This window comes from Acinetobacter sp. TWP2-2-3 (assembly GCF_049896445.1).
Classification (GTDB): domain Bacteria; phylum Pseudomonadota; class Gammaproteobacteria; order Pseudomonadales; family Moraxellaceae; genus Acinetobacter.
The window spans coordinates 130,369-155,581 of record NZ_JAFCUI010000004.1 but is presented as its reverse complement, the minus strand read 5'-3'; the positions used below and the strand labels follow the sequence as shown (position 1 = coordinate 155,581).

Here is a 25,213-nt window from a genome sequence, read left to right as displayed (position 1 = left end):
AATGATTATTGTGCATATTTTTCATACCAACGATTTGGAATAAAACGTAAGGAACCGCCTGTTTCCAGGAACTTTCCATTTGCTCCACATGCCGCACCTTTACATGGACTACAGTTAGGTCCTGAGCAAACATCATTTGGATCAGGTACCACCAGACTCCGTTTATTTGGATCATTATCTGTACTGCCCACATTTGGACTTACAATCCCTGATCCTAAATTATAAGTGTAATTCGCATCCTGCTTACATACACCTGTTGGCAAACATAAACGCTGTGTAAAACTATGCCCTTTTACCCCAGCACCACAACTTGAAGTAGTACCATTATTAGATGCGTCATATTGAGTAACATATAGACTACCCTCTAAAGCAATTGGAGTAGTTAGACCTTTAATAATGTTTGCTGCAGCTTCACTACCATCAAACTTTTTATTAAACACATAATACCAGCCTCCCCACCCACTAGTTTTATTTACTGTAGTTGAAGACGTAGCGTTATTGACATATCTCAGCTGGGTAGGGGCTGGACTGGTAGCGGAGCTACTAGCCAATGTTCTTGCTTCCATATTTGAAGTTGGATAACGTCCTTCAGCAGTACTTGGATAAGCATCATAATCATAGATCGCATAGGCAGCATCGTATTGTAAACCTAGAGGATCTTTCTTCTGTGCCGAATCTACTGTACCTACCAATGGCGAACTCTGATTACCAGACACAAAGGTAGCGACTACAATATTTCCGCCATAAATAGCATTACTACCTGCGCTATAGTGAGCCGTGAAGGCTGGCATCGTATAAAAACGCGGACTAGTACCATTATTTTGATGCAGATTTAAAATCCTGTTAGCTTGTGCAGTAAATGTCGTCGCACCATCATTCTTGAAATCCACCCTAAACGCTTGTCCCGCAAGATCACCAAAATATAAATGGTCAATCACCCCATCATTATTACGGTCTACAGTACGAATCTGACTTACAACACTATATTTTAAGTGATCATTAGTACTAGAGTCTGCATTCCATAATAGATCCCCGGTATCAGCATCAAACATATACACTCCTGCACCAATTTCTTTATTGGTTGAAGTGGCATTTTCCTGTTTGTAATTGTAGATTTCATATCCAGCATAACCCGTACGGATACCATTGACCTTCAAACCATCTCCATCAACTCCACCCGCATCGTACCCTCCTCCGACAATCATGACGAGTTTACGTTTGCCTTGCCAGTTAATATAGCCAAGGCTTGGTTTAGACCAGCTCTGGCCCATTTTACTTAATGCACTAAAAGACTTACCGGCAGGATTTTTTTGCGAATATACTTTGCCTGCGCTTGGATCAATATGGAATTTAATTTTTGGACTATTAATATCGGTTAGATCTAGGGCGTAATAACTACGTCCACCCATTCTCATTCCGCCATATACCCACTGCTTACCGCTCAGGTCCTCAGTTTTACCATCCAAGTCAGTACGAGAAGTTCCTTTTACAGTTAGAGTCCCATCACTTTTACTGACATAGATTGTGTGAGCAGTCCATTCGCCATCCATACCATAATAAAGAGCATCTTTCCCTCCCGCCAGATTTCCTCCTTCATTTTTGAAAGTTTCTGACTGACCTTCAATAATTTCTTTAGGAACAAAAGAAAATTTTTCTACCCCAGTCTCTGCATTTACAATATGGATCAAACCTTGAGTTGTCCCGAATAGCACATAATCTTCACGATTTGTACTACCAATACTGATTTTACCTGTATTGTTGTCTTTCTCAGCTACTGCCTTACCCTGCTGAGTAATCAGGATAGGTTTAGAATGCAGAATGCTTCCCATTTGTCTTACTGTAGCCGAATAGGTAGAAAGATCGAGATCAGTTGTAGAAATATCACTTGGAATATTGAAACCGAGCAAGCTCATTAAAGCTCTTGAATAAGTACCATCTGTTTTAGTCTTCGCATTAGTTGTATAAGTATGATCAATTTTGACTAGATCTAAATTACGAGAAACTTGCTCAGCTACAGGTTTAGTTCCATCATAACTATAGTCAGTTAAGAGAGTTCTCGCAGTTACTGAATTACCCGTTGTATTAGTACCAAGCCCTAAAGGAAGCTGACTTAAAGCTCCGCCTTTTTTAAATATTGGTGCATTTTCTGGATAACTCATCCCAGCTTTGGCCCAGATATCAGCTAAATCTTGCAATTTACTTTTTTTCACCACCACAGTTAAATCGCTAGGCGTTTTACTTGCATAAACTCCATTATTCACTACGTGGAACTTTTTCAAATTACCAAACCAGATTTGCTGACGCTCTACTGGATTTACTTTTGGCTCAAACTGTGGGAAGTAAGAATAAGGCTGTACAATTGCAGGGTTCAAATCATCTAATGGAATCGTTGATGACCCGGTACTCATAGATGGAATATCTTTATTCAATTCCTCAACGAACTTATTAATACTGTCTGAAATATCTTTAGAGTTAGAACCAGCTTTCCAGCCACCGCCACCCAGTACCCCCCAATCTTTTGCATCTTGTACGTCTGGGTTACTATCCCCATTGAAATCGCTACCAAACCCTACAACAGCAGTTTTAATTTTTAAACCGACAGGATTTTTTGCAGGATCTAGTAACGCTTGTGCATATCTACCGACACATGCCCAACCATTGTTACTGCTACCATATGGACCACGGTTACCTAAAGGGCTTAGACTACAATCAAATTGGGCTGACTGACTTCCTAATGTTGTATTCATAGCATTATATATATTAGTAGAATTCCCTCCAGGTGATGGTTCTCCATCTGTTAAAAAGTAAATTCCTTGTCCACTACACTCACGTTTTTCTGGATTATTAACTTGACCACTAATGGATTGAGGTGCCAAATAAGTTCGAGTTTTAGTTGTATCTTTAGCATCTACAACAGATAAATTAAATCCACTATAAGTATTATTATTTAAGGTAGGTTGCCCCATTAAATATGCAGCAGCTTCAGCATATGCATATGGTGTTGGTGTTCCTCCACTAGCTTTCAAATCTTTGATTGTAGAAAGGAGTAAATCTCGCTGTGTAATATTTTTTGTCACCCAAGTTTGTTTTTCAACTGTTCTTGTTTTGGTCACATTTTCATAAACTGGAACTTCAGTTGTTCCAGTTTGGTCTTTTTCGTAAAAAATTTTACAATTATCACCTTGGGTACAGGATTTGAATGGAAGCTTATCATTAAAATTAGTTGGCATGTCTTTTGAAGGAGCAGACCATGAACTACAAGCATACGGAGAAGTAGAATCCCAAGCATTCTTACAAGCTTGATAATAGGTTACAGGAACATCTCTTGTACAAGTAAAAATTAGGTAACATCTATAGGATTCTTTTTCTGTAACTGTATAACTAGCCCACCTTTCTTTATCAAAAGTATAGTTTTTTGTTGTTGTACCAACTTGAACCTTATCTATATATTCTTCTTCAACTAAAGTTGTCTCCAATACTTGGTAAGTACTTATAACTTCACTTAAAGGTCTTGCAGGTACTCGGATATAACCATTATCTCCAGCAAAGGTAGAAAGGCCTAGAACGATTTTATCACTCACCCGAGGTACAGTAGGGGTGCCCTGTAAAATTTCTCTTAACCCATCTTTTAACCGGGTTAAACGGTCATAGCATCGGTAACTACCATTAGGCTGTTTTTCACAACCCGTTTGAGGATCCTTGACTTTAGAACTAGCTGCACTAGCAGAAACTGCACAATAGTAACGTGAGTATAAAGGAGTCGTTGTTGTATCCTCTACTACATTATTTCTTGAGCCCACACATACACCATAATCATCCTGAATACTCATGGACGTATTACTGTATCCTACCCCATATCCCATACTGCCTGATAAATCGAGCATCAACATTAATGTAGTACTGCCTACACTATCTTCAGGCACCTTATAAATTTCAATATCACTTGCATAACTCATAGGGAGCGCAGCACATAATAAAGCAGTTAATACTGTAGAGATTCCCGCTACTTTAAATTTAGAGACAATCGTTTTTCGGAAAAATGGTGTCATATTCACTTGTTTTTTTATATATTTCATCATTAGCATTCCTTTACGATGTTCCTTTTACAGGTCTTAGGGTGTATTGCATTTCCTGATCGCTATAAGGCACATTATGATCCTTTAAACACTCTGCTACCGTCTTATTGGCGGCCAAAGAATCATAAAAACTTGTGTAATTGGATAAGCAGTTTTGGATATCTGTTGCAGAGCTTTCACTTAAATTTGGAATAATAGAAATAACGTTGACTGCCACTTTCTGGATCTGTTGAGTTTTTGATAGCTGGGCATCATCTCCTTCCAATAAATGTTCCCAATCCAGACCAGAACTATCCGCTCGAATGCCCACTCGCGTCATTACTGCTGAACGGCCACTAATGAAGTCTGATTTACGAGAAATTTTGCAAAAGCCGATATTTCCCAGTTGAGAATTTTTAATTTGACTACCTTCCCAATAGACAGCACTTGCATTCCGACTCCCCTCCAGAGTATTCGCATCCCCCCCACGAATACAGAATACAAGTTCTTTATCCTTATTTTCCGGTCTTAATACATAAGCCAGCATTCCATCCCCAATCCTCATATTGGTTAGCGCAAAATCATCAGAAGTCTGATTTTCCAAGCTAAAAAATATGGCATCAGAGGCTTGCTGAAGCAGGGCCTGTGCCTGCGTATTCGTAGCAATATTTAAGGAGGTTAAGCTTCCTCTGATTGCCCAGGTTCCCACTAAAGTTAATAGGATGAGCATAACCAGAACTACAATTAAAGTAGCTCCTCGCTGTATAGATAAAGCTTTCATTGAGGATTCTCCTGAATACCAAATCCATTTCTCAGTGCTACTGTTTGGGTAACTACTTGCCTCATATACAAATTATTTTTATTGTCAGCAATTAAAGGCTTATTAATATCAAAAATTTGATAGTTTTTATTTGGGTCAACAGCACTATTATTCCCCACACTATCTGGTGAACGCACCAGCATCCCTAATTGAAGAGATACAATCTGAGGTTTAGTTGCCAAAGCTAAATAATTAGGAATACTAATGTAGCCAAAACGATCCAGTACCCCATCCTGGCCTGCAACTGCTGGTGATTTGGTAGCATCAACAGTGTCACTGGCGACACCTAATAAAATGTGTAAATGGTCGACTCGAGGAATAATGACCTCACCGTTCCCATTTAAGTTATCAAGTTTAAGATCATTATCACCAGAATAGCTGGTAGCTTTACAGGCTAATGCTAAAGCAGCATTTGGATCATTATTTACCTTGCTATCTGCTCTTAAAAAATAACGTTCGACTACATATACATTTCTAGCAATTTCAGTACCTTCACAGTCATATTTATTATTAATAGTATTGCGATACTGGATCACCAGTTGATCGCTTTTTAATCCCTGTAAATTTGAAGGTCCGATATTTCCTGCTGTCATGAGGTTATTACTCGCATCAGCTCCAGTGATCTTAAACGTTGAATTGGTACTAAGATTAGCCCTATCTAAGACAATCCCCCCATGTAATATCGAGGGATCCATAATCGGTTTACCTGAGTTTAAATTCGCTAGACGTATATTGCGCAACATATATTCCAGGCCAAAACTGGCACTATTCTGCAAATTAGCTGCGCCTTGTTGTATAGCCATATTTTTTTGAGCGGTAATATAAAGTTGTATAGCTGCGGCTGTAATAAGTAATCCCAGCACAAGGGAAATCATAAGTTCGATAAGTGTAAAGCCAGATTGTGGTTTCATCCTTAATATGCCTCCATTACTAGGCATTGTGCGCCAGCTTTATATACTCCATTAGCCATACATGTAGAAATATCATCTTTTGTAATGGCTGTTTTTCCCCATGCAATATAAATACAGGTGCGACTGCTTCCTTCACACTGCTTCATCACAATCGTCTGCCCCAAACTTTCTGCCTTGCTTAAAATCTGTGTCGCATCATATTTGGCTATTTTTTGGCCATCACATGCAGGTACATAGGTAGAGCTACTTCCTAAACAGCCTGTTTCTGACTGTTTGGTGTTGATAGCAGTTACATAATGATTTAAAGCTAAACGATTAATGCGCATACGATCGGTCAAATCGCGAGCCACTGTCATGGCCATTGTTCGGTCAGTTGCTTCCGTCATCGCCTGAAGTGCACGGAGCTGCAATACCGAGAAACCGACTACTCCTACAGCTAAAATAAAAAGTGCTACCAATACTTCCATTAGTCCAACGCCATATTGTGATTTGATCATCAACATGCCCCTGCTTTATTTTCAATTTTTTCAATTACACCTGTTCTAGAAATACTGATTTCTTTTGAGGCAGCCAATTTCGTACTGCATACTGTAAAAACGAGTGGAACCACTTGATCAATTTTCTTAGGATTAGTAGTGTTATTTTCAGGTAGAAGTGGATTAAAGCTAGGATTATCAATTTGCTTGTTTCTTTTAGTGACTAAACCTATGGGCTGGAATACCACATCTGTCGTATCACTGGTAAGCCTTATATCACTATATTTAGAAGTCCAATGAAAAGTAGTTGCATCATTAGTGCCATTGTTAAATTTTATGGTTACCTGTTTACGCAGGGCGGCAGATTGAGCACGAGCTTGACCAAATAAATATGCAAGTTCTTTAGCAGTATTATTTAACTGTTGTTTTTTTATAGCATTTCCAAACGAAGGAGCAGCTATTCCTGCAATAATCGCCAATACCGCAATCGTCACCATCAGTTCAATTAAGGTAAATCCCTGGATTTTACGCATATTCCCCCTCCCCTAGGCCTTAGACTGACCCATGTAAACTATTACTTATTAAAATTACAATAACTACACACAACAGATAAAAGGTATAAAAAAACAGATAATTGCCAAAAAGCACTTATCTGTCAATTCATAAAAAACTCAGAATGTTAAATGCTTAACACTTTAGGCCTGAGTTACCGGAATACGTAACTCTTTAGGTAAACTAAAGGTAATATTTTCTTCTCGGCCATCCAACTCTTTGGGCGCTTGTGCACCCCAATCCTGCAAACGCTGAATCACCTGTTTGATCAGAATTTCCGGTGCAGAGGCGCCTGCTGTTACCCCAATCTGGGCATTTTCTGCAAACCACTCCTGTTTGAGTTGATCAGCATTATCCACCAGATAAGCAGCTTTCCCCATACGTTCAGCCAGTTCACGCAAACGGTTTGAATTAGAGGAATTGGGTGAACCCACAACAAGTACCACATCACAACGTTCTGCCAAGTCACGCACTGCATCCTGACGGTTCTGTGTAGCATAACAAATATCGTCTTTACGTGGACCTTGAATTAGCGGGAATTTTTGACGCAAGGCATCAATCACTTTCGCCGTATCGTCAATCGATAAGGTCGTTTGCGTGACAAAAGCGACTTTTTCAGGGTGATGCACGCTTAAGGCAGCGACATCTTCTTCATCTTCAACCAGATAAATCTCACCACCATTTTTCTTGTCATATTGCCCCATGGTGCCTTCAACTTCTGGATGGCCTTCATGACCAATCAGAATGGCCTCTACACCTTCACGGGCATATTTAGTCACTTCGATATGCACCTTGGTCACCAAGGGACAAGTCGCATCGAAGACTTTTAAACCACGACGCTCAGCTTCAAGCTGTACCGCTTTCGAAACCCCATGTGCGCTAAAAATCACAATATTGTTATCAGGGACTTCATCGAGTTCATCAACAAAAATTGCACCGCGCTGGCGTAAGTCATCTACGACAAATTTGTTGTGCACCACTTCATGACGCACATAAATCGGTGGGTTAAAGCATTCTAGGGCACGGTTCACGATCGCAATGGCACGATCTACACCAGCACAAAAACCACGTGGGTTGGCTAAAACAATTTCCATAGAATCCTCAATACTCACACCATTTTTAGCGGTTCAATTGAAATAAATGTAAACAATCGACTGACAACTATTTAGTTTAAAGCCGCTCTACTCTAAAATAGAGAAGATATTTTATCATATCAGGAAAAATATCATGTCGGGTCTCTTGTTTGTCGTTTCTGCAGCGTCTGGAACAGGCAAAACATCCCTTGTTAAAGCCCTACTTGAGCGTGTCAACAATCTTCACGTTTCTGTGTCACACACTACACGCGGTCAACGACCTGGCGAACTCGATGGCGTACACTATCATTTCTCAAATAAAGAAGATTTTTTAAATCTGGTCAATGAAGGCGGTTTTATCGAATACGCCGAAGTATTTGGTAATTACTACGGTACCGCGCAAGCCACAGTCAAAGAACAACTGGCCAAAGGTCATGATGTGCTACTGGAAATTGACTGGCAAGGTGCGCAACAGGTTCGTCGACTTTTTCCTGAATCTAAACAAATTTTTATCTTACCACCAAGCCAGTTCGACTTGCGTGAACGCCTGTCTAACCGTGGTACTGATGCGGTGGATGTGATTGAACATCGTCTAAGCTGCGCGGTAGAAGATATGCAGCAATATAGCAACTTTGACTATATCATTATTAATGACGACTTTAATAAGGCACTGCATGACCTGGAAGCGGTGATTATCGCCAATCGTCTGGTGCTTAGCCAGCAAGCCAACCGTCATGAAAAACTGATCCAAAAACTGATTACGCCAACTGAGCAGTGATTAAAACTTGAGTCTATAGACAAAGCCTTTTATACTGTGCAGTCTGTTAAAATTTATTATTCAAACGAGAATTCTTATGGCACGCGTCACCGTTGAAGATTGTTTAGACCATGTAGACAACCGCTTTGAGCTTGTACTAGTGGCAAGCAAGCGCGCGCGTCAATTGGCACGTCAAGGTATTGAACCAACTGTAGAATGGGACAATGACAAACCGACTGTTGTTGCTTTACGTGAAATCGCTTCAGGTCATGTATCAAAAGACATTTTGAAACAACGTGATCAAGACTATCAAACATCAAGCTTGGATCTTGCACTTTCTGCAAATAATCTAAACTTAGACGGTTTTTCTTTCCAATAAGAGATCGTCACTCAAAAAGCCTAGTTCTAAACTAGGCTTTTTTTGTTATGTGACTTTTATATTTATGCCAGAACGGTTATAACATAAGGGTTAGCTATCAAGTTTGTATTGGTTTTCTGCTCTGTAGCAGCAAAAAACCATCAAGCCAAGAAATTCACATTTCTAGAATGCTTTCACGTTTTATTTGTAAAAAATTCAGTTGAAAAGGTGTTTTATGCCAGGCCCACAGGTCAGTCAAGCCAAGCAGCAGTTAGAGATCATTATCGATGCGTATTTAAGTGAAAGCGATGTCGAACGTGTGCTTGCGGCCTGTGATTATGCAGATATGGCGCATGACGGGATTGTGCGTAAAAGTGGTGAACCCTATATTCTGCATCCGATTGCGGTCAGCTGTATCTTGGCGCATATGCGTTTGGACACTGAAACTTTAATGGCTGCCCTGCTGCATGATGTGATTGAAGATACTGAGTTCAACAAAGACGATATTAGCAAGATTTTTGGTTTTACCGTCGCTGAACTGGTCGATGGTGTCACCAAACTGAGTCATTCCAGCGATAAAGAATATAATAAAGCGGCTTCTTTCCGGAAAATCCTGCAAGCGACTCTACAAGATCCACGTGTCATTATCGTGAAACTGGCCGACCGTTATCACAACATGACCACTTTGGACGCACTGCGTCCCGACAAACGCGCGCGTATTGCCCGCGAAACCTTTGAAATTTTTGTTCCAATGGCACGTATTGTCGGTATGAACGAAATGGCCGATAACCTGGAACATCTTTGTTATCAGAATCTAGATCTGGATATGTATAACGATGTGCAGGCTGCCCTGCTGGAAACCAAGCCAAAACGCTGTGAATATCAGGCCAAATGGGAAAAGAACCTAACTGAACTGCTGCAACAGAATGCCATTCAAGGCCGGATTAAGAAGAAAAATAACAATATTGAGCTACTGCGCCACTTCGTTAAAAATGACATCGATCTACAAGAATTGACTCACAGCCATGCTTTTGAAATTATTTTACAGAGCATCGCGGACTGTGACCGACTGGCAGAAATTCTGACCCAAAGTTTTAAAATCCAGAGTTATGAAGATCATATCCGCCGCCCATTACCGGGAGGCAACCAGTCCTTAATGATGCGTTTGAAAGGCGAAAAGACGACCCTATCGCTTACCATTCAAACAGAACTCATGCGTAAAGCGGCACGTTTTGGTGTCGTGCTCGGTGAAAGTGCTCCTCAGGCCTGCCGCTCTGCGATTCAGGCCTCAATGCAGAATCTGAATGTACTGGTCGATGGTGAATGTGCCAAAACCACTTTCAGTGAACTACTGGACTATTTACATCAGGAAAAAATCTGGGTCTATACCCCACACGGTCATTTACATGAATTGCCGCAAGGCGCCACGGCGGTTGACTTTGCTTATGCCGCAAGTTTATTCCTAGGCAACCATGCCGTTGGTGCAAAAATTAACAATGAAACTAAGCCGCTTTCAACGCCTTTAGTGAGTGGTCAGGTAGTCGAAATTATTACCGATGTCCTCGCCACCCCGAATCCGGATTGGCTCAGTTTTATTAATACCCAGAAAGCCCGTCGTGCTATTCAGAATATTCTGCGCGATCAAGATCCAGATGAGCAACGTCTGGTCGGACAACAGGCACTCAATCGTGCACTGAAACTGTTCCATCGTTCCATTCGTGATCTGACCGAAGCAGACTGGAAGAACCTTTTGGAATGGCGCCATGTTTCCAGCAAGGAACAGCTGTTTGAACAGATTGCAGTCGGTGATTTATTACCGCAACTGGTGGCCAACCATTTATTTGCCCAAGATCAACATCAGAATATTGCCAGCTCAGACCGTCTGATTCAGGGAACGGAAGGTGTCGATGTCAAATATGCACATTGCTGTAATCCTGTGCTGGGTGATCCGATTCAGGGTCATTTGACCCGTCGCGGTTTAATTGTGCATCGTGCACGCTGTCACAACCTGCTGCATGAACAGCATCAGCATCCAGAAAATATCATGCTGTTACAGTGGACCTCGGATGATCTGGAAGATATCAGCTTTACTGCCTATCTTAGCATTGACCTGGATATGAATGACGAGCAGATTTCCGACCTGATTTACCAATGCCGTAAAGCGCATTCCGGGGTAGAAATGGTACGTACTCAGGATGACAAAACCTATGTCAATATCGTGGTGCATAACCGTAAACAGATTGCACAGATTATCCGGGATTTACGCATGTATTTCGGTTTCCCACGAATTATCCGTCTAGCTCAGCCCGTCGTTTTCAGTGAAGCTTCTAAAGCGAGTTGATCATTTAAAACGATAGTGCTTCTATCGGCCGAATTGATCGAATATGATGTATGTCGATGATAAAAGGAGAAATTAATGTCCCGCCAAGTAATCCATACTGAAAATGCCCCTGCTGCGATTGGCACTTATTCGCAAGCCATTTTAGTGGGTGATACCTTATATCTATCAGGTCAGATTGGCCTGGATCCTTATAGTATGGAGCTGGTTGAAGGCATTGAAGCTCAAATTCGCCGGGTGTTTGATAATTTAAAAGCAGTCTGCGAAGCTGCTGGTGGTTCTTTGGCAGATATCGCCAAACTGAATATTTTTCTGACCGATTTATCTCATTTTCAACTTGTGAACCAGATTATGGGCGAGTATTTTGCCCAGCCTTATCCAGCACGTGCCGCTTTAGGTGTCGCAAGCCTGCCTAAAGATGCCTTGGTTGAGATGGATGGTATTGTCATCATTAATCAATAAGTTATAAAAATCACTCAATCCCCGCCCTGCAATATCTCATTCTAAATCATGAATCGCTTTTGTGTGGAAATCCGAGCAGTACTCGGATTTCCGCTCAGATGATGCTTTTTTATCTAAATCATCAATCATGATAAAAGCTATTTCAAATGATTTTTATTGACAAACGATAACAATTATCAATAATATTACTTATCTTATTTAATCACTGTGGTTGTGTCCTATGTACGTTTGTCTATGCCGTGGCATTACAGATCAAGACATTAAAGATGCTATTGCAAATGGCGCTGAAAGTTATCGTGATGTCCGCGATATGTTGGACTTGGGAACTTGCTGTGGCCGCTGTGCACCAGAAGCTCGTATGATCATCAGTGATGAAGTTTCACAAATTGCAGCACGACTGGCCGTTGCAGCATAAATTAAAAATATTTCTCCTTATAAGCATAATGAAAAACAATGATCTTCGATCATTACTCCTCCCCCGCCTTTGACTCTGGCGGGTTTTTATTGCCACTCATCTGAGTCTGGATCGATTCGATGTCGATTTTCATTTGCTGTTCCATAAATTACTCGCCATTTGCCCCTGACTTGCTTTACTATCAGGATTAGAGCGCTTTCTTAGAAAGATAAAACAGGTCCAAATGGAGTTATGCGATGAAAGGCAATCGTGATGTGATTAATCAGCTCAATCAGGTGTTGTATCACCACTTAACTGCCATTAACCAGTATTTCCTGCATTCGCGCATGTTTAATGACTGGGGCATTGAGAAACTGGGCTCGGCAGAATATAAAGAATCCATTGTTCAGATGAAACATGCCGATAAAATTATTGAACGTATTTTATTTTTGGAAGGTCTGCCGAATTTACAGAATCTGGGCAAACTGTATATTGGTCAGCATACTCAAGAAGTGCTGCATTGTGATGTGCGCAAAGTTAAAGAAAATATTGAAGCCATCCAGAAAGCTGTGGCATTAGCTGAAACTCAAATGGATTATGTGACGCGTGATCTGGTTCAGGAAATTCTAGAGAAAGAAGAAAATTATCTGGATTGGACAACGACACAAATTGATCTGATCGAAAGCATTGGCATTGAAAACTATATTCAAAGTCAGCTCTAAACTCAAAATTAAGACAAGAAAAAGCCAGCATCTACTGGCTTTTTTGTATTTAGCGAGGTACATCCTGCGTTAATTCTTCATAACTCATTTCAGTTTTCTGAATGGTCTTTAAGCGTTGCAGCTGGTGCTTGGCTTCCGCCTCATATCCATTAAAAGCTAAAAGTTTGGCATATTTGATCAGGTTATATTTAGTCGGATAACTCAAGACCATTTGTTCACCTTCCTGAATCTGTTCAGCAGACGCTTTGCTATAAGGATTCAGACGAATCCAGGCAATACGATGATTAAACTCAGTCAGTAGATAAATTGGTTTTTCATTGGTGATTTTTTCCGCCTGTTTCTCATAACGAATACTTTGCCCGAGTTTTGGTACTGCAACATCATAATCGCGATAAATCACAATTAATAGAAGTAACCCAACAGCAAAAATGAATTTCATACCAATTGATGGCATAACCACTTTTTTAGTTTTTGGACTTTGTGCCAGAACCGTACCCAGAATAAAACCTACTGGCAACAGGAAATAGGCATAATGCTGTGGAAACTCAAACATGGCATGCGTCACAAAAGCCCCGATCATCAAGATTCCAATGACAGATTCTGGCGTATTCACCCAGCGCTGTAACTGAAAGCCTAAATAACCAAAATATGCCAAGAAAGGCAGACCGATGATCAGTCCATTCCAGATCAGGAAATCAATAATAAAATTATGTGCACTACGGATCCACACCGGGCCTTGTACAGTATCGCTAACTGAAACGAACGCTGCGCTAGTTTGATACCAACCATAGCCAAACCAAGGTTGTGCCTGAATCGCTGCCAGCATTTGCTGCCAGATCGCAATACGCGACATATCTCCGGTAGCACGAGATACCACATCCCTGCTTTGTACGACGTCCGTATCCATTACTTGTGCAGCGAGCTGACTGAGTAATGGAAAAGCCACAATACAGGAAATAAAAAAAATGAACCACGCTGTGCTGTAATACCATTTCAGGCGGATAATGCCTTTATATTGGTAGAACGCCAGATATAGCATAATCGCGATTGCAGCAACCCAAGCAGTACGTGACTGACTTAAAGCCGCTCCCATAACAATCACTGCAGCGCAGGCAAATAACCATTTGGTATGGATTTTTTTATTTTCATATAAGTAAAGGCAGCTCATCAAAGCCATGACTAAAAAAGTTGCCATATTATTTGGCTGAGCGAAATTAGCATAGGGCCGCTGATTACCGCTGATATTCACCATACCTGGCAAAGTCGCGTCCAAATTAGTCCACTGGCAAAGTGCGATAATGCCTGTGACTGTACCTGAAGCCAAAAACACATAGCTAAGGTTGGTAAAGGTTTTTTCCCGATTATAATCTCCTATTGAAAGGTTATAACCCAACACACTCACGAGCCAAAAACTAAAGACAAAAATAAAGCCCATCATGGCTGTGCTAAAGAAAAAGACCTGTCCTGTCAGAAAATGTATAAATGGTACACAGGTGAGTAACAATAGCGGCAGACTAACTACTGGAATTCTTAATTTTTCTTTTAGACAGATTGTAGCTAGCACAAATAATGCAAAAAATGCGTATAGCTCACCCGTATAAGTGACCCAAGGACGATAATGAACAGGCATAAGCCATGCAAGAGAGATGAGGATTGCTGCGATAAGAGCAAGCGTGAATTTCATAGAAATTTAAGGCAGTGAAGATTGGGCACATGATAAACAAAAAGCAGATTAAAAGGTAATCTGCTTCTTGAATGAAAAATAGTATTTGGTTCTAAGAGTGAAAATTTTTATAATATTTTTTCAAAAAAGCTGATAACCATACTCCCAAAAACGGGGTGGTGTTGAAGGTAAGCTTCCTGACAAGACAGAAGTGTTTAAAAATAAGTAAAAAAATACAAATGTAATTATAAGCCACACAACAAAATATATAATTTTAGTTAAAGTTGATTTTTTATTATTAAGTGAATTAAAATAAGCTGAATGCTTAAATTCTGGATTTTTAAGCAAGAAAACAAATAACCAAAGTAGTGCAAACTGAGTAATCGGGTAAATATGAATACCCGAGAATGATAAATCTATAGCTATTGCTATTAATGCTGCGATGACAAAATAGTTTTTTTTAAGGTTCAAGCTTATTTTTCTTAAAATACTAAAAACAATATAAGCCAAGAAAGAAAATCCTATTAAGCCTGTTTCAGTTAAAATTTGAATAAATAAATTATGGGGATGCGCTGATAAGCTTGGGTATTGATCTAATTGATAAAAACCACACCCTAAAATTGGACTTTGTAACCAACATTGAAATGCATTTAGCCAAAGATCATAACGACCACTTGTAGAATCTCTAGCAATAGATCTCAAACTAGAACCTGATTGACTTGAGAAATGTATAATTAAAAAATAAGCTAACCACGTTAAACTATATATAAATATTAATTTTAACCGAGCCGACCTATTGAATATGCAAATTAACCCAATAAAAACCGTATAAGCTAAAGTTGCTGAACGACCACCATCCAAAAGAATTGATAAGAAAGCTAAGAATATAAAACACAAGTAGATAATTTTATATTTTTCTTTTAAAAAAAACCAAATTGCAAAAATAGAGAATATCAAAAAATAGCTATTATAAACACGTATATTCCATGGTAAAGGATACCAATTTTGATATTTTCCTGTATTCAAATACTCCCATAAAGACACAGGGAAAAAAATAAAAATAAACAAACTAGAAAACACAATCAATTTAGATAGTATTTCATTATACTTTAAAACAAAAAATGCTCTATATAATAAATAAAATAATAATATTTCAAAAAAAATTATTTGATAATTAAGCCAAAAAAACAAGCCAAAGAAAATAAAAAATAAAAAAACTAACTCTTTTTTAAAAAAAAAATTTCCTTTATTTATAAAACTATAGAAACCTAAACCTAATAAAAGTAAAATTTCTAAAACTCGAGCTTCATTGTAGAAATTAAAACTCAATTGAATAGAAATTCCTAAAATAAAAATAAAAAAATAAAGAGCTATAAATAGCTCTTTATTTTTTAAATGTTTAACTGAGTCAAACATTAGGTTCCACGACACTCTGCTGGTAAATATTTAATATCAGTAGTACCAGATTTAGCACACTTCCAAGTTACACCATTTGCACTTGCAGTCGGAGTCAAGGTGAATGCCGCTGCTTTTGCTTTATTAGTCATTGTTACTGTTATTACACCTGTAGCGGGTGTACATGTCACTGACGCCACATTAGCAGTAGCTGTACTAACGTCAGTAAATCCTAGACAGTTATTTGCAGCTAGTGCACCACCATTATTTGAGATATTTTCACTAACAGTAGCTTTTACTGCTGATGCAGCAGTCATGCCTTCTGATACACGCGCACGAACTGTATAATCTTGATAAGCAGGAATCGCAATCGCAGCAAGAATACCGATAATTGCAACAACAATCATTAACTCAATAAGGGTAAAACCCTTTTGTACTGTATTCATAACATTCTCCACAAATGTTTTTGTTTATTTATAAGCTTAAAAGAAAAAGCTCATTCCGCTTATTTTATATTTAGCACTAAGTGTGCCAAGTTTTATTATAATAAAATTGAGAGAAAAAACAGCACTTTAAAAAAATATTTTTATTTTTTGTAATCTTTGTGTTTTATTTTGTGTAACTAACTGACAAATTTTGTCAGTTAGTTGACTAAAATCACCCCAGAATGATTGGTTTATTCCCTAATTCATTCTTTAAATCATCTATTTTTCGATCATAGTACTGATCTAGAATTTCTCCAATCTGCTTCACACCTTCAATTACACCTTCTTTAAACTCCTGCTGAGCCAGATTTTGAATGATGCTTTGGCATATTTCATCCCAGACTTGCTGGGTCGTGGCATTCTTAATTCCACGGTCAATCACGATTTCAACCTTATGTTCACAAAGATTCAAATACAGGAGTACTCCACTATTATATTCTGTATCCCAAACACCTATCTCGGCAAATAATTGCCGTGCTCGGCATAAAGTATCTTGATAATAAGCAGAGCGAGAAGGCAAGCAGCCTTCAATCACCACCTGAATCTCTCCGACATGGCCATGCTCGGCTTCTTCGACCGCAAGTGCAATTGCATACTGATCCTGCTTGGAAAAAAAGCGCTTGGTTGCAGGCATATAAAAGAAATGCTTTAGCCAGCGCTTAAAACTCGGCTGTGCATGTTCTTCCAGCTTAGGTTGCGTGACAATCTCTGTCGTATCTGTAGTTGTTACCATGAGCCTGATGCTCCTCCCCCGCCAAAACTGCCACCGCCACCGCCGAAGCCGCCGCCACCAAATCCACCACGGCCACTACCACCGCCCCGGCCGCCACCAGCTAAAAAGGCATGTAAAATCAGCTGGGCAATAGAGGTGACCAATAAAAAGAAAATACCTGCGCCAATCATTAGGCTAGCAACCAAGCCTAAGCCATTCACCAATCCTGCCGCTGTACCTGCCACCGCTGCAGTTGCTGCGCTCAGACGTTTACCAAAGATCATGGAGCCAATAACACCTGCAACAATAATAAAGATGACACTCCCAAAAGTAGCTTGCGATGCTTTTTGAGCTTGATAGGCTTGTTCCTGACGTTCTTTGATTTCATCCGCGGCCTGTGCAGCAATTTCAGGATCTAAATTTAAAATACGTTCAATTTCGGTTAGTCCAGAATCAATGCCTTGCGCATATTGGCCTTGCTTAAAAAATGGCGTAATTTTGTCATGAATAATTCGACCTGCCACTATGTCAGGTAGTACACCCTCCAGACCATAACCGGTCAAAATTTGAATACGGCGATCATTAATGGCAATCGTCATCAACAAACCATTGTCGCGCTTGGCTGAACCCAGCTGCCAGGCTTCAGCAACGCGCATGGAGTAATCAAAAATATCTTCCTGCCCCGTGGTTGGAACAATGACTACACCTATTTGCCCTTTGCCTTCATTATAAAGTTTTAGAATGCGCTGACTGAGTTGCTGTTTTTCAGTGGGACTGAGTAAATTTGCCTGATCAATAACTGGTTCATTCAGGCTGGGCAAGTCGCGCTGAAGCTGCCCTTCAGCCATGTCATTGACAATTTGTGGCTGTGATGCTGCTGCAGTTTCTGTATTTTGGGCTGGAGTATTTTGATTATTTTTAGGCTGTAAGATTTCACGGGCTACGATGACTTCTTCAGTATCTGTAGCCGTCGCCGTTTCTGCTGAAACAAGTGTTGTCATTCCCATGCCCAGCATGAGAAGCAAACCAGCACAGTATTTCAGCAGCATCTCGAACATCTGATTCCTCACTTATTTAAAGATCTTACTTATTCAAAGGAAACCGTGGGAGCTTTCTGTGCACTTTGCTCGGCGCTAAAGTTCGGTTTGGTGTCCATGCCAATCACTTTAGCCGTCATCACCTGCGGGAACTGACGCGCATAAGAGTTAAAGTCCTGAACCGTTGTGATATAACGGTTACGTGCAACGGCAATCCGGTTTTCAGTGCCTTCCAGCTGGACCTGCAAATCACGGAACTGCTGGTTGGCTTTCAAATCAGGATAGTTTTCAGTTACTACCAGCAGACGTGACAAGGCACTGGTCATTTGCGATTGAGCTTCCTGATAGCGCTGGAATAGTTCAGGATTCTCTAGGACCTCTTTATCGACTTTTAAGCCGGCAACATTGGCACGTGCCTGAGTCACTTCGGTGAGCACCTGTTCTTCATGTGCAGCATAACCTTTCACGACATTGACCAGATTCGGCACCAGATCGGCACGGCGTTGGTACTGGTTCTGCACTTCTGACCATGCAGCCGTCACCGCTTCATCTTTAACCTGTAAGGTGTTATAGCCACAACCCGTCAGCGTGAGGGTACTGGCCAGCATCAAGGCGATAAGAGATTGTTTGAATACACGCATGATATCTTCTCCTCAATTATTTATTAATATTTATATAATTAATTTGATTTTAAACAGTATTTTCTAAAGTTTTGTTACTTTTTATAATCTTTTTTAATGGGCTCTCTTCAAGTTAGACAATATCCAAAAACAAAAAACCCGCCGTAGCGGGTTGTTTACATAACTTCAGTGAATTTTCAACTGTTAAACATCCAGATAATCCAGAATCCCTTCAGCTGCCTGACGGCCTTCCCAGATTGCAGTTACTACAAGATCTGAACCACGTACCATATCACCACCAGCGAAGATTTTTGGATTCGAGGTCTGGAATTTATATTGCTGCTGCTCAGCGGCAACGACACGACCTGAACCATCCAGATTAATTTCCACATCGGTGAACCAGTCAGCTGGGCTGGTACGGAAACCAAAAGCAAGCAGGACTGCATCCGCTGGAAGAGTTTCTTCTGAACCCGGAATCGGCTCTGGACTACGGCGACCACGACTGTCTGGCTCACCTAGCTGAGTAGTAATAAATTTCACGCCAGTAACTTTGCCATTTTCACCGACAATCTCGATAGGCTGACGGTTGAACTGGAAACTTACCCCTTCTTCACGCGCATTTTGCACTTCACGGCGTGAACCTGGCATATTTTCTTCATCACGACGATAAGCACACATCACAGATTCAGCACCTTGACGAATTGAGGTACGGTTACAGTCCATAGCTGTATCACCACCGCCTAAAACGATGACTTTCTTGCCTTCAACACTGATATATTCAGACGGATCTTTTTCCCAGCCTTGGCAACGGTTGACATTGGCAATCAGGAAGTCCAGCGCATCGTAAACACCATCTAGATCTTCACCGGCAAAACCACCTTTCATGTAAGTGTATGTTCCCATACCCATAAATACCGCATCATAATCTGCAAGTAACTGGTCGATGGTCACATCTGTACCAATCTCAGTGTTCAGACGGAATTCCACCCCCATACCCGTGAAGATTTCACGGCGGCGTTTCATTACGTCTTTTTCCATTTTGAATTCTGGAATACCAAAAGTCAGCAAACCACCGATTTCCGGACGCTTGTCAAATACCACAGGTTTTACCCCGTTACGCACCAGAATATCTGCACAGCCAAGTCCGGCAGGACCTGCACCAATGATCGCAACTTTTTTGTCTGTCCATTTCACATTGGACATATCTGGACGCCAGCCCAATGCAAAGGCAGTGTCGTTGATATATTTTTCGGCATTACCAATCGTCACCGCACCGAAACCGTCGTTCAGGGTACACGCCCCTTCACACAGACGGTCTTGCGGACAGACACGACCACAGACTTCTGGCAAGGTATTGGTCTGGTGACATAGTTCAGCCGCCTGGAACAGACGTCCTTCAGACACCAGTTTTAACCAGTTTGGAATGTAGTTATGTACCGGACATTTCCACTCACAGTACGGGTTACCACAGCCTAGGCAGCGATGCGTCTGATTGGCTGCAATTTCCGCTGTATAAGGCTTATAAATTTCCACAAATTCTGCTTTGCGGACATCAATCTCTTTTTTCTCTGGGTCTTGGCGTGCGACATCCAGGAATTGAAAGTCATTATTCAGGCGTTCTGCCATGTCTCTCTCCGTGGGGAGATGTAAGGGGTTCACAGTTGCCTTACATCTGCCTATGTTTCTGCAGTAGTGGAATTATTGTGGATCAGCTTGAGTGGTTTTCAACAGCGTTTGCAAGTTGGCTGCTTTTGGTTTTACCAACCAGAACTTGCGGCTGTAGAAGTCAAACTCATGGCGGATCTTGTACGCCCAAGCACTACCCGTTTCTTTAATATGTTCATCCAGGATACGACCCAGGAAGGCTTTGTGCTCTTCCATCGCTTCGGTGGAAATACGATTCAGCTCAATCAGTTCGTGGTTATAATGATCAACGAAGTCATTATCCAGATCAAGTACATAAGCAAAACCACCAGTCATACCCGCACCGAAGTTATGTCCGACTTTACCCAGCACTGTCACAATACCGCCGGTCATATATTCACAGCAGTGATCACCTGCACCTTCAATCACGGCAAATGCACCCGAGTTACGCACCGCGAAACGCTCGCCCGCTGTACCCGCGGCATATAACTTACCGCCAGTCGCACCGTATAAACAGGTGTTCCCAATAATCGCGGTATTTTGGGTCTGGAATGGTGAACCTTTTGGCGGGAAGATCGAGATGCGACCGCCAGCCATGCCTTTACCGACATAATCATTGGCATCGCCTTCTAGGCTGATATGCAGACCACCGGCATTCCAGACACCTAGTGACTGGCCTGCAGTACCATTCAGGTGAACTTTCACCGGATGGGCTTCCATGCTCAGGTTGCCATAGCGTTTTGCAATTTCACCAGACAGACGAGCACCAATCGAACGGTCACAGTTACCGATCGTAAAGCTATATTCACCGCCAGTTCCTGCTTCGATGGCAGGTAGAATCTCATCTACCATTTTCTCTGCCAGAATACCTTTATCAAACGGTGCATTGCCCTGAACTTCACAGTACTGTGCTTTACCTTCAGCTGCCGGATGCGACTCTAGCAGTTTGCTTAAATCAAGGTGTGCATGCTTTGCAGTTTCACCTGGCAAGACTTCCAGCAGATCCGTACGGCCAATCAGGTCTTTCAGACTCGATACACCGAGTGCCGCCAACCATTCACGGGTTTCTTCAGCAATAAAAGTGAAGAAGTTAATCAGCATTTGTGGCTCGCCAATATAATGCTCTTGACGTAAATGATCTTGTTGAGTCGCAACACCGGTTGCACAGTTATTCAAGTGGCAGATACGCAGGTATTTACAACCCAATGCGATCATTGGGGTTGAACCAAAGCCAAAGCTTTCTGCACCCAGAATTGCTGCTTTTACGACATCCAGACCGGTTTTTAAACCACCATCTGTCTGTACGCGAACTTTACCACGCAGGTCATTAACACGAAGGGCCTGATGCGCTTCAGAAAGACCAAGCTCCCACGGTGAACCTGCATGATGAATTGAAGAAAGTGGAGAAGCCGCTGTACCGCCATCATAACCAGAAATAGTAATGAAATCGGCATAGGCTTTCGCTACACCCGCCGCAATCGTACCGACACCCGGTTCAGAAACCAGCTTAACTGACACCATCGCCTGTGGGTTAACCTGTTTTAAATCAAAGATCAACTGTGATAAATCTTCAATTGAATAGATGTCGTGATGCGGAGGTGGCGAAATCAGCGTTACACCCGGTACAGAGTAACGTAAACGGGCAATGAGACCATTTACTTTACCACCCGGCAACTGACCACCTTCACCTGGTTTTGCACCTTGCGCGACTTTAATTTGAAGGACTTCTGCAGACGTTAAGTAAGCAGGGGTCACACCAAAACGGCCCGATGCAATTTGTTTGATTTTCGAGTTACGGATGGTACCGTAACGCGCTGGATCTTCACCGCCCTCACCTGAGTTCGAGCGACCACCAATCGTGTTCATGGCAATCGCAATCGCTTCATGAGCTTCAGGCGACAATGCACCCAAAGACATACCCGCAGAGTCAAAGCGAGGCAGGATATCTTCCACAGATTCCACTTGTTCGACTGGAATCGAGTTATCTGTTTTGAGCTTGAACAGGTCACGAATCGTCGCAATTGGACGCTTGTTCACCAGTTCAGCATATTCTTTAAAGTCGGCATAATTACCCGAACGCACTGCTTTATGTAGCGAGTTGATCACGTCTGGGTTAAAGGCATGATATTCCTTGCCAAAGACAAACTTCAGCAAACCGCCCTGATCAATTGGCTTACGGTTTTTCCAAGCAATATCCGCCAACTGTTTCTGATCATTTTCAAGGTCGACAAAAGTAGCACCCTGAATACGGCTTGGTACACCAATAAAGCATTTATCCACTACTTCATTGGATAAACCCACTGCTTCAAACAGCTGACCACCACGGTAAGAGGCAACCGTAGAAATACCCATTTTCGATAGAACTTTCAGTAGACCTTTTTCAATCCCCTTACGGAAATTGTTTTGTGCATAAATTGGATCACCCAATAATTCGCCTTTCGCGACCAGATCATTGATTACGTCATAAGCCAGGTACGGGTAGATGGCTGTCGCACCAAAACCAAGAAGCACCGCGAACTGATGTGGATCACGGGCAAAACCGGTTTCAATAATCAAGTTGGCATCTGTACGTAGACCAGTATTGATCAGGTAATGATGCACTGCACCAGTAATCATGAAAGCATTGGCAGGCAAGTAACCTTCACGGATTTTCTTGTCGGAAAGCACCAGTAGGGTTTTGCCATCACGAATGGCTTGTGCAGATTCTTCACAGATACGTGCAATCGCTGCTTCCAGACCTTCGGTTTCAGCATAGTTCAGGTCGATATCTGCAATTTCATAACCGGCACGACCCAGGGTACGGATCTGATGCATTTTCGAATTAGACAGTACAGGGCTGGAAATGATCAAGCGGTCTGCATGTTCAGGCCCCTGTTCAAATACATTTTGTTCACGACCTAAACAGGTTTCCAGTGACATCACAATCGATTCACGTAACGGATCGATTGGCGGGTTGGTCACCTGTGCAAACTGCTGCCGGAAATAATCCGACACATGGCGCACCTGACGTGACAATACTGCCATTGGAGTATCATCACCCATTGAGCCTACAGCTTCCTGACCGCTTTCAGCAATCGGACGCAACAACTGGTCACGCTCTTCAAAGGTCACCATGAACATTTTTTGTGCCGCTTTCAGGCCATCGCCTTTTAAGCCTTGATCACATAAATATTCTTCCAGCTCTGGACTACCTTGCAAACGCACAGAATTTTCACGTAACCATTCACGGTATGGACGCATACGTTTCAGATGATTATTGACATCTTGAGTATCCAGCACCTTACCGGTTTGCGTATCAATGACCAGCATTTGGCCAGGACCGACACGGCCTTTAGAAATCACATCTTCAGGTTGATAACCCCAGACACCAATTTCAGAAGCCAGCGTGATATAACCATTCTTGGTGATGACCCAACGCGCAGGACGCAGACCGTTACGATCCAGCATACAGATCGCATGTCGGCCATCCTGAATCACCAGACCAGCCGGGCCATCCCAAGCTTCCATATGTTTTGAGTTGAATTCATAGAAAGCACGCAGATCAGCATCTAAGGTTTCCACATTTTGCCAAGCAGGCGGAACCAGCATACGGAGTGCACGGAACAGATCCATGCCGCCACCCACCAGAATCTCCAGCATGTTGTCCAGGCTTGAAGAATCTGAACCGGTACGGTTCACAATTGGATTCAGTTCAGTTAAACCTGGCAATAATGGATTTTCAAATTTCGGCACACGCGCCATGGCCCAGTTACGATTCGCAGTAATGGTATTGATTTCACCATTGTGCGCCAGGTAACGGAACGGTTGTGCCAAAGGCCAGCGAGGCAAGGTATTGGTCGAGAAGCGCTGATGGAAGACCACGATATGCGATTCCAAACGTGGATCAGCCAGATCTGTATAAAAATCTGCAATCGCTTCCGGCATCATCAAGCCTTTATAGCTGATCACCGTTGAACATAAGGTAGTGACATAGAAAGACGTATCATTCACCAACAGTTGTTCTGCACGACGGCGTGCCAGGAATAACTTACGGTTAAATTCAACCTCAGTCACCCCCATTGGACAGTTAACAATAATCTGTTCAAATGCCGGCATCGATTGCAATGCAATTTCACCCAGTGCATCGACATTGGTCGGAATTACACGCCAAGCCAGAACGATTAAACCTTCAGCTTCAATCTCTTTGTTTAAGACCTGTTTGGCATGAGCAGCAAGCGCAGGATCAAGATTTAGAAACACCGAACCCACAGCAAACACTTCACTTAAGGTGGTATCGCTTAAGCGTTTTGCTTCTTCACGGAAGAATTTTTTCGGCATCGCCAAGAGCAAACCACAACCATCCCCGGTTTTGCCATCCGCGGCAATACCACCACGATGGGTCATACAACTCAAACTATGAATCGCGGTCTTGACGAGATCATGGCTAGCATCACCCTGCATATGGGCGATCAAACCGAAACCACAGTTATCTTTAAACTCATCCGGTTGGTATAAACCTTGAGCGGGAGCTACATTGTTAGGCGATGGCATGTGCATAGCGTACCCTTCTTTCACTAAGCCTCAACAGGCTATTAAACAATCTAAATTTTTCTCTGCGCTGGCGTCTAATGGACTTTCGAAGACCGTCTTGGTAGAGCAAAAGCATTTTTCTTTATTTCTTCAGATTAGTCCTTTTTTAGACTAAATGCATAACAAATAAAGTTTATTCTGCTCATGAATAACATAAAAATCTGGAATAA

General features: G+C 41.7%; 20 protein-coding genes. 6 read left to right on the top strand and 14 right to left on the bottom strand.

The features are described 5' to 3' along the window. Positions 1-5: 5 nt before the first annotated feature. From ACP7AK_RS07730 to ispH, 6 genes are all read right to left on the bottom strand, one after another. Positions 6-4,079: a hypothetical protein gene (locus ACP7AK_RS07730; RefSeq protein WP_425879415.1), complete on the bottom strand. Its 4,074-nt coding sequence runs from the start codon at positions 4,077-4,079 to the stop codon at positions 6-8. A gap of 10 nt (positions 4,080-4,089) precedes the next feature. Next, the gene (locus ACP7AK_RS07725) at positions 4,090-4,836 is read right to left on the bottom strand and encodes a pilus assembly PilX family protein (protein WP_048881777.1); all 747 of its coding nucleotides are present in this window, start codon (positions 4,834-4,836) and stop codon (positions 4,090-4,092) included. After that, complete coding sequence (locus tag ACP7AK_RS07720; RefSeq protein WP_053215401.1) at positions 4,833-5,786, bottom strand: PilW family protein; 954 nt, start codon at positions 5,784-5,786, stop codon at positions 4,833-4,835. The genes ACP7AK_RS07725 and ACP7AK_RS07720 overlap by 4 nt, the downstream gene beginning before the upstream one ends. Before the next feature lie 2 nt (positions 5,787-5,788). Further along, a complete protein-coding gene (pilV, locus tag ACP7AK_RS07715) occupies positions 5,789-6,283 on the bottom strand; it encodes a type IV pilus modification protein PilV (RefSeq protein WP_048881848.1) in 495 nt (164 codons plus the stop codon). Then, positions 6,283-6,795: a pilus assembly FimT family protein gene (locus ACP7AK_RS07710; RefSeq protein WP_425879412.1), complete on the bottom strand. Its 513-nt coding sequence runs from the start codon at positions 6,793-6,795 to the stop codon at positions 6,283-6,285. The genes pilV and ACP7AK_RS07710 overlap by 1 nt, the downstream gene beginning before the upstream one ends. A gap of 162 nt (positions 6,796-6,957) precedes the next feature. Continuing rightward, positions 6,958-7,908, bottom strand: a complete 951-nt coding sequence (ispH, locus tag ACP7AK_RS07705; RefSeq protein ID WP_425879410.1) for a 4-hydroxy-3-methylbut-2-enyl diphosphate reductase — start codon at positions 7,906-7,908, stop codon at positions 6,958-6,960. Positions 7,909-8,041: 133 nt separating this feature from the next. Between ispH and gmk the strand changes: the two genes are divergently transcribed. The 6 genes from gmk (at position 8,042) to bfr (ending at position 12,918) form a co-directional block, all read left to right on the top strand. After that, positions 8,042-8,665 carry a guanylate kinase gene (gmk, locus tag ACP7AK_RS07700; RefSeq protein WP_004281187.1) on the top strand — a complete coding sequence of 208 codons (624 nt, stop codon included), beginning with the start codon at positions 8,042-8,044 and terminating at the stop codon, positions 8,663-8,665. Between the two features lie 76 nt (positions 8,666-8,741). After that, positions 8,742-9,023 (top strand): DNA-directed RNA polymerase subunit omega, encoded by a 282-nt coding sequence (gene rpoZ / locus ACP7AK_RS07695; RefSeq protein ID WP_004281186.1) that lies wholly within the window; start codon positions 8,742-8,744, stop codon positions 9,021-9,023. A 214-nt stretch (positions 9,024-9,237) separates the two neighbouring features. After that, positions 9,238-11,343, top strand: a complete 2,106-nt coding sequence (locus tag ACP7AK_RS07690; protein ID WP_425879407.1) for a RelA/SpoT family protein — start codon at positions 9,238-9,240, stop codon at positions 11,341-11,343. Between the two features lie 75 nt (positions 11,344-11,418). Further along, a complete protein-coding gene (locus tag ACP7AK_RS07685; protein ID WP_004644973.1) occupies positions 11,419-11,802 on the top strand; it encodes a RidA family protein in 384 nt (127 codons plus the stop codon). A 220-nt stretch (positions 11,803-12,022) separates the two neighbouring features. Continuing rightward, a complete protein-coding gene (locus ACP7AK_RS07680) occupies positions 12,023-12,217 on the top strand; it encodes a bacterioferritin-associated ferredoxin (protein ID WP_004644972.1) in 195 nt (64 codons plus the stop codon). A gap of 236 nt (positions 12,218-12,453) precedes the next feature. Beyond that, positions 12,454-12,918, top strand: coding sequence for a heteropolymeric bacterioferritin subunit Bfr (gene bfr / locus ACP7AK_RS07675; protein ID WP_005101322.1), 465 nt, complete (start codon positions 12,454-12,456; stop codon positions 12,916-12,918). 49 nt (positions 12,919-12,967) lie between these two features. Here the strand turns inward: bfr and ACP7AK_RS07670 are convergent, their stop codons facing one another. From ACP7AK_RS07670 to gltB, 8 genes are all read right to left on the bottom strand, one after another. Continuing rightward, positions 12,968-14,602: a Wzy polymerase domain-containing protein gene (locus ACP7AK_RS07670; protein ID WP_425879404.1), complete on the bottom strand. Its 1,635-nt coding sequence runs from the start codon at positions 14,600-14,602 to the stop codon at positions 12,968-12,970. Between the two features lie 120 nt (positions 14,603-14,722). Beyond that, on the bottom strand, positions 14,723-15,997 hold the full coding sequence (locus tag ACP7AK_RS07665) for an O-antigen ligase family protein (RefSeq protein WP_425879402.1): 1,275 nt from the start codon (positions 15,995-15,997) through the stop codon (positions 14,723-14,725). Continuing rightward, entirely contained in the window at positions 15,997-16,422 is a 426-nt protein-coding gene (locus tag ACP7AK_RS07660) for a pilin (RefSeq protein WP_425879400.1), read from the bottom strand. The genes ACP7AK_RS07665 and ACP7AK_RS07660 overlap by 1 nt, the downstream gene beginning before the upstream one ends. Before the next feature lie 211 nt (positions 16,423-16,633). Beyond that, entirely contained in the window at positions 16,634-17,194 is a 561-nt protein-coding gene (locus tag ACP7AK_RS07655; RefSeq protein ID WP_425879399.1) for a TPM domain-containing protein, read from the bottom strand. Next, entirely contained in the window at positions 17,188-18,231 is a 1,044-nt protein-coding gene (locus ACP7AK_RS07650) for a TPM domain-containing protein (protein ID WP_425879397.1), read from the bottom strand. Before ACP7AK_RS07650 ends, ACP7AK_RS07655 begins: the two co-directional genes overlap by 7 nt. A 29-nt stretch (positions 18,232-18,260) precedes the next feature. Continuing rightward, positions 18,261-18,851 (bottom strand): LemA family protein, encoded by a 591-nt coding sequence (locus tag ACP7AK_RS07645; RefSeq protein WP_312586370.1) that lies wholly within the window; start codon positions 18,849-18,851, stop codon positions 18,261-18,263. 183 nt (positions 18,852-19,034) lie between these two features. Continuing rightward, entirely contained in the window at positions 19,035-20,456 is a 1,422-nt protein-coding gene (locus tag ACP7AK_RS07640) for an FAD-dependent oxidoreductase (protein WP_425879395.1), read from the bottom strand. Positions 20,457-20,528: 72 nt separating this feature from the next. Then, complete coding sequence (gltB, locus tag ACP7AK_RS07635) at positions 20,529-25,004, bottom strand: glutamate synthase large subunit (protein ID WP_425879393.1); 4,476 nt, start codon at positions 25,002-25,004, stop codon at positions 20,529-20,531. Positions 25,005-25,213: the final 209 nt, after the last annotated feature.